The following is a 5,993-nucleotide window of genomic DNA, read 5'->3' as shown; positions in this document are numbered from 1 at the left end:
TGAGGACTTTCAAAAAAGTGGAGTATTAACAAAAGGGATATACAACATAGATATGTTAGTAGATGATTCGAATGGGGGATCGGAATATAATAATGTAGCTTTGTTTGAAGTTGATGAAAATGGTAAGTACACTATAATTGCTTCTCCTAAATACAGTGAGTTAGAGAACACTTACTTTTATGGTGATTATGCAGCAAAAAAAATATAAAATAGAACTTTAGGTTGAATTATCCCAAAGTCAATCGCTTATTTAATTATGTAGACGAAATAATTATTTTCCCTAAAAAATATTGGGGACTTAAGGGGATAGAATGAATCTTCTTCAACAATTGGGCGCTATTTTTGAATAAACCTTAGATTTTCAAACGACTTTATTGTTATATTTTTGAGTAAAGTTAAGTATCTTATATCGAAAATTTAAAAACTATATTTTAACCCCGTCCTAAATTTAGAACGGGGTTATGCTTGTTTTAGGTTTAAAAATTTAATAACTTTGTTGTCTTTTTACAATAAAGGGTACCGCCCACATCGCTATCAAGCTAAAAAAATAGGTCACCCCCAAAACGAAAAAATATGTTAAATTCCCATAGATAACTATCTTATATTAATTACATAACCTAGTGTGTGATATAATAATATAAAGATATTATATTTAAAGGGGGGATTCAAATTGGTTAAAAACTTACCTTTACTAATAGTGATTTTAATACTAGGTGTAAGTTCTGCTACATTAAGTACGAACGGATACTTTTCTCCAACTATAGAATGGTCTTTAATGATTATAAGTATTATTTTAAACATTACTGCAGTGATAGGTTTATCACTACACGTCCTTGTATATCAACCTATGAAAAGATTTGAAAAAAATTTAAAAGAGACCTTCAAATAAAATAATTATATTTGAGGTAACACCACATTGCCATCGAGCTAAAAAAATGTATCCATAAAAAGAAAAAATACGCTATTCTTTCTGTAGAATCATAGGAAAGGATGGCGTTTTTTATGTCTATTTCTGTATCCAATGAATTACAACTATTTGCTCAAGAGATTCAAAGTTTTTTATCTCCAAATACCTTACGGGATCTTGCTAGAGATGTTGGTTTTGTACAACGAACCAGTAAGTACCAAGCAAAAGATTTAGTAGCTTTATGTGTATGGGTGAGCCAAAATGTAGCTATGACTTCTTTAACTCAGTTATCTAGCTGTTTAGAAGCATCAACAGAAGTACTCATCAGTCCTGAGGGACTGAATCAACGGTTTAATAAGGCGGCCGTCCAACTTTTACAACACCTACTAGCCGAACTACTAAGCAAAAAATTGGCCACATCTATGCCGATTTCTTCTCCATACACTTCTGTTTTCAAGCGTATTCGTATTTTAGATTCAACTGCATTTCAACTCCCGGATGTATTTTCATCGGTTTATCCAGGTGCAGGAGGATGCAACCATACAGCTGGGATAAAAATTCAACTTGAGTATGATTTGTTAAGTGGACAGTTCCTACATATTCATACAGGTCCAGGTAAACAACATGATCGCACTTACGGCTCCCTTTGTACCCCAACTGTGACAGCGAATGATTTATGTATCCGGGATTTAGGTTATTTTCATTTAAAAGACCTTCAATATATACAAGATAAAGAGGCCTACTATATCTCTCGTATCAAGTCGAATACACGTATGTATCAAAAAAACCCTAACCCTGATTATTTTCAAGACGGAAGAATTAAGAAAGGTACAGAGTATATACAGATAGATATGGAGACGTTAATGAACTCCCTTCAACCAGGAAAAACATGTGAAATAGCTGATGCTTATGTAGGAATGATTGATAAAGTACCAGCTCGTGTAATTGTTCATCGATTAACAAAACAACAGCAACAAAAACGATTACAAGATCAAGCCGTAAGAGAAAAAAAGAAAGGAATGAAGTATTCTCCTCGTAGTAAACGACTCAGTGGTATCAATGTATATATGACAAACACCCCTACAGATATTGTCCCGATGGGACAGGTACATGACTGGTATTCTTTGCGTTGGCAAATCGAAATTTTATTTAAAACGTGGAAGTCATTCTTTCAAATTCATCATTGTAAAAAGATAAAACCAGAACGATTGGAGTGCCATTTATATGGTCAATTGATTGCCATTCTACTCTGTTCTTCTATCATGTTCCAAATGCGCCAATTGCTCCTCATGAAGAAAAAACGAGAGCTTAGTGAGTATAAAGCCATATATATGATTAAAGACTATTTTCTTCTTCTTCTATTCCAAACTATACAAAAAAACACCCAAGAGCTATCAAAGGTTTTACTTCGCCTGTTCAATCTCCTACAGCAAAACGGGCGGAAATCTCATCGATATGAGAAAAAAACGGTCTTTGATATATTAGGTGTCGTTTACAATTGTACCATGTCTGATAATCAAGCCGCTTAATTCAAAAAAGTGAAACCCGTTAGGGTTTATTTCGTATGCAAATCTTTAAAGCATCTACGTATAGACTTTCGAAAAAAGAAACAATCTTGCTTATCATTGACGTTACACGGGCTTAGCTTGATAGAGATGTGGTGCTACCCCTATATATGCTTAGAGGAATTTGATAAAAATGCTAAGGTCGCTATAGCGGAAGAATTAATAGAGTATAAAAATGATTTTTGGCCTGAATATGATGAGAATGATGAACATTTAAATTGGGAGGCTGTAGACGCAGGGGAGTATGATATAACGAAAGAAACATTTGAGAAGTCTATTACGCTTATGGACATTGTAATGAGAGAAAATGATATATATTGTGAATATAATGATGGAGATTTATTTGGAGGACATAGAATCCATGCTTCTTTTGACTACGAGCACAATTTATTAGATGCAGAAATTTAGTTTTGAGAGATGAAAGTGAAAAGGATTGATTATTATGATCAATCCTTTTTATCATTACTATAAGATAACGGTGAAATAATAAGGAGAGAGTGTCATAGTTTTTAATACGGTCCCCACTCAATATTAACCCCAACAATAAGAAAAATAAGTCCAATGATAAACCAAATAAATGCAAGAGGGGCCATAAATCGAATCCATTTTCCGTAAGAAATGCCGCTCGCTGCGAGAACGCCCATTAAAACACCGGAAGTTGGATTGAGGCAGTTCACTACACCTTCGCCGAGCATAACAGCTTGTACTGTAACTTGGCGTGTAATGTGCATGAAATCAGCTAATGGAGCTAATATCGGAATGAAAATAACAGATTCACCTGTCCCGGATGAAATAAGGAAATGTAATGCGGCACTACTTACATACATACCGATAACGCCAAATACAGGGCTTTGTCCTTCGAGAGACTGTGCGAGTTGATTAACAATTGTATCAAGTAATTTGCCTTGTTCTAAAATGACTGAAATACAACGAGCCATTCCGACGATCAAAGCACCGTATATGAGATTTTGGCAGCCTGCTAGAAAAGTAGAAGCGATATCGTTTGCTTTCATGCCACCTATTATTCCGGCTGTAATTGCTATGAAAATAAAAGTAGCAGTCATTTCTGCGTCTGTCCAATGTAGACGAAAAGCGCCAATTAAAAATGTAATTAATGATAAAGCTGAAACGAGTAAAATTAATTTATGACGTATTGTCCAAGGAACTTCTGTTTTCTGCGCTTCTTTTCCACTTGAAAGAGCATTACTTGGAAACCAGTTATCTCCGAGTATGCTTCCTTTATTCGATTTTTTTAAGCGTTTTACGTACCAATTAATATATAGAATGGTAGCAAGTAAAAAAGAGAGATAAATTGCTGTGCGTAAACCAATTCCTGAAAACATCGGAAGTTCTGCGATTTTTTGTGAAATACCTAAAGGTGAGGGCGATAATATAGTAGCATTAAAACCAGCATAAGTGCCTAAATAAATAATTGCTACGCCAACGATAGCGTCCCATTTCAATGTGCGTGCAACGATGATGCCGATGGGGATAAAGCCGATAACTGAGTTAACGATAATACCAGTCGTTCCGAGAATAGAAAAGAGTGCGGCGACTATACAAATGAAAAGGAATTGCTGATTACGAAATTTGTTAATTACATGATAGATTAAACCGTCTAGAGCACCTGTTTTTTCAAGAATAGCAATAGCTCCGCCCGTAAATAAAATTAAAAAGATGATAGGAGCAGCAAGTGTCATTCCTTTTTCAATAGCGGTAAAAAAAGAAACAAACCCTACCGGTGATTGCGGAACAGAATGGTAACTTCCTGGTATTGTCGTTGTAACAGTCCTGTTAGTAACTCTTTTAAATTCTCCAGCAGGAACGAAATAAGTAGCTATTGCACAAAGTAAAGCAATAAAAAATAGTAGTACGTACGCGTCAGGCATTTTAAACTTTCGTTTACTAGGTTGTTTTTTCACCTCAGTTTGTAATTGCATAAAATCCCTCCTTTTTCACTTTGTTAATTTTCAATATTCTGAAATTTATCTGTGAAATAGATTATAATAAAGGTGGCTTCTTAAGGCAATAGTTTTTCTGTCCTTTCCCGCACATACAAATTATTGCAACATTAGACAGGGAAACGAAAATAATCCAAGAATATGTTAAATAGAAAGTAAAAGGAAAAGAGGGAAAAAGATGTGGAAAACTACGGATCTATGTGATGAATTTGAAAAGGAATTACAAATATGTCGCCAATCTTTTCGGTCTTTTGGGAAGAAAGAACAATTTCACGGGAAAATTGCAACGGTAAAAGTGAAGGATGATAATGTACTAGTGAAGGAAGGATTGCAAACATTACCAGAAGGAACGGTATTAGTTGTTGATGGCGGCGCGTCTACGAATTGTGCGTTACTCGGTGATAATTTGGCAGCTATTGCAGAAGAAAGAAAGCTAGCAGGAATTATTGTGAATGGATATGTTCGTGATTCTAGTGAACTAAAGAATGTTAATATAGGTATTTTAGCGTTAGGGACAATGCCGAATAGAAGTGTAAAAGAAGGGAAAGGAGAACGAAATATTTCATTGCAATTTGGAGGAGTAGAATGGAAGCCAAATGATTATGTGTATGCGGATGAAGATGGCGTCATTATTAGTGAAAAAAGTTTGCATCGTTAAAGGTTAGTAAGTTACTATTCTTAGAAAATAAATCCGATAAAGCATGGACAAAATTCTATGTCAATAGTAAAATAATACAGAAATTTATAATTTACAGAATGTATAGGTTTATCGTTTTACGATAACTTAAATAGAAGTAAGTTGTGCCTAGAAAAGTGAATGTTATCACAATGATACGTTCATGAACAAAATTATTTTTCCTATACAAATATAGCCGCGAATGATGCGGGTAGGAGGTGTTGCACAGTTTGTTCGACACTTACAAAAAAAGAGTGTCAATTGCACGCCCTTGAAGGGCCTTTTTTTGTGTGAATAGTAGTAAGGGAGGAAATTTTGGGATGGCAATGTTAAAAAAATGGCTGCTTACGTCGTTAATGGCAGTTACACTTGTATTTGTTTCTTTTGCGAATACAGTACATATTACGTTTGCTGAAGGAAATACAGCAAAACTTGCAATTGTTGGTGAATCACAAAAGGGCATTATGTTATGTCCGAAAGAAGAGCAAATTAAAGATGGGGAAACAGCGTTAAGCTTGCTGCAAAAAGTCATGGGGGACAAAGTAGAAGCTGAAACGATGTCGTTTGGAACGTATGTAAAAGGCATTGATGGATTAATGGCCGGGGCTACAAGTGGCTGGCTGTATGATGTAAATGATAAATCTGCGGAAGTTGGAGCGGATAGTTATAAATTAAAATCTGGAGATGTTGTTGTTTTCCGCTTTGTTTCAGACTGGAGCAATATGAGCCAGGAAACATTGAAAGAAACGTTAGATAAGTTCGGAACGTGTAAAACAGAAGAACCTAACGGTGGCAAAACAGAAGAACCAAAACCAGAAGGTCAAGATGATAAAACGCCAGATGGGAAAAACCAAGGTGACCAAGACGGTAAAACGCTAGATGGG

General features: G+C 35.3%; 5 protein-coding genes and 2 pseudogenes. 6 read left to right on the top strand and 1 reads right to left on the bottom strand.

Annotation, left to right across the window (positions count from 1 at the left end; all coding sequences use genetic code 11):
* From RTP99_RS23930 to RTP99_RS23915, 4 genes and pseudogenes are all read left to right on the top strand, one after another.
* A pseudogene (locus tag RTP99_RS23930) lies at nt 1–208 on the top strand (hypothetical protein); the annotation flags it as partial.
* Nucleotides 209–670: 462 nt separating this feature from the next.
* The gene (locus RTP99_RS23925; protein WP_000240386.1) at nt 671–889 is read left to right on the top strand and encodes a hypothetical protein; all 219 of its coding nucleotides are present in this window, start codon (nt 671–673) and stop codon (nt 887–889) included.
* A 113-nt stretch (nt 890–1,002) separates the two neighbouring features.
* Nucleotides 1,003–2,436 (top strand): IS4-like element ISBce7 family transposase, encoded by a 1,434-nt coding sequence (locus RTP99_RS23920; protein WP_000028493.1) that lies wholly within the window; start codon nt 1,003–1,005, stop codon nt 2,434–2,436.
* Nucleotides 2,437–2,577: 141 nt separating this feature from the next.
* Nucleotides 2,578–2,880 (top strand): annotated as a pseudogene (locus RTP99_RS23915) (DUF2262 domain-containing protein); the annotation flags it as partial.
* 101 nt (nt 2,881–2,981) lie between these two features.
* Here RTP99_RS23915 and RTP99_RS23910 read toward each other — a convergent pair.
* The gene (locus RTP99_RS23910; RefSeq protein WP_001176965.1) at nt 2,982–4,412 is read right to left on the bottom strand and encodes a YfcC family protein; all 1,431 of its coding nucleotides are present in this window, start codon (nt 4,410–4,412) and stop codon (nt 2,982–2,984) included.
* A 199-nt stretch (nt 4,413–4,611) separates the two neighbouring features.
* On the opposite strand from RTP99_RS23910, the gene rraA reads away from it, so the two are divergent.
* Both rraA and RTP99_RS23900 read left to right on the top strand, forming a co-directional pair.
* On the top strand, nt 4,612–5,091 hold the full coding sequence (gene rraA, locus RTP99_RS23905) for a ribonuclease E activity regulator RraA (RefSeq protein WP_000266043.1): 480 nt from the start codon (nt 4,612–4,614) through the stop codon (nt 5,089–5,091).
* Between the two features lie 338 nt (nt 5,092–5,429).
* On the top strand, nt 5,430–5,993 hold a 564-nt coding region (locus tag RTP99_RS23900; protein WP_312367880.1), incomplete at its 3' end, for a DUF4430 domain-containing protein.

This window comes from Bacillus sp. (in: firmicutes), from assembly GCF_031983925.1.
GTDB classification, from domain to species: domain Bacteria; phylum Bacillota; class Bacilli; order Bacillales; family Bacillaceae_G; genus Bacillus_A; species Bacillus_A pacificus.
This window is presented reverse-complemented; position numbering and strand designations above follow the sequence as displayed.